This window comes from Carboxydothermus islandicus (genome assembly GCF_001950325.1).
Taxonomy (GTDB): Bacteria; Bacillota; Z-2901; order Carboxydothermales; family Carboxydothermaceae; genus Carboxydothermus; species Carboxydothermus islandicus.
Window position 1 is genome coordinate 51,222 of record NZ_BDJL01000125.1, and the last position, 712, is coordinate 51,933.

The window sequence follows — 712 nt, forward strand, 5'->3', positions numbered from 1 at the left end:
GTTTCCGGAACTTTATTTGGAAAAGCTTGCCCGGAACCAGAAATTATTAACTCAGGTAAAAAAATATGCGCAACTGGGGATGCCGATTTATGCCGAGTGCGGCGGACTTATGTATTTATGTGATAAAATTAGAAATAGCGGGAACGAATATTATATGGCCGGCGTAATTCCGGCGGAATGTCAGATGACGAATAAATCCCAGGGGCATGGTTATACCGAGGGGGAAATTGTCAGGGAAAATCCGTATTTTCCGGTTGGATATTGCCTGAAAGGACATGAGTTTCATTATTCCAGGTTGAATTTGACTGAGGAATTAACCTTTGGGCTTAAGCTTCATAAAGGTCAGGGGATAATTAAAGGTCAGGACGGCTTTTGCTATAAAAATGTTTTTGCAGCTTACACCCATTTTCACGTGTTAACATACCCCAAATGGTCCGAGAATTTTGTTAATGCAGCTAAAAACTTTCGGATAAAAGGTGGGGGTTTTAATGCTTCACTCGCAGCTTGTAATTTTTAAAGTGGTAGCTGAAACCAAAAATATTTCTACGGCGGCAAAAAGATTGCACATGAGTCAGCCGGCAATAAGCCTGCAAATTCAATCCCTGGAAAATGAAGTAGGAGTAAAACTGTTTGAGCGGTCAAATAAAGGGGTACGTCTTACAAAAGCTGGAGAAGTTTTTTACCAGAAAGTTCAGGATATTATTGATAAAAT

The 712-nt window shown here is 40.0% G+C and carries 1 protein-coding gene and 1 pseudogene; both read left to right on the forward strand.

Features of this window, described 5'->3' with window-relative positions:
* A pseudogene (locus tag ciss_RS13490) lies at nucleotides 1-517 on the forward strand (cobyrinate a,c-diamide synthase); the annotation flags it as partial.
* A partial coding sequence (locus ciss_RS13120) for a LysR family transcriptional regulator (RefSeq protein WP_143298551.1) occupies nucleotides 489-712 on the forward strand: 224 nt, incomplete at its 3' end. The pseudogene ciss_RS13490 and the gene ciss_RS13120, both read left to right, overlap by 29 nt.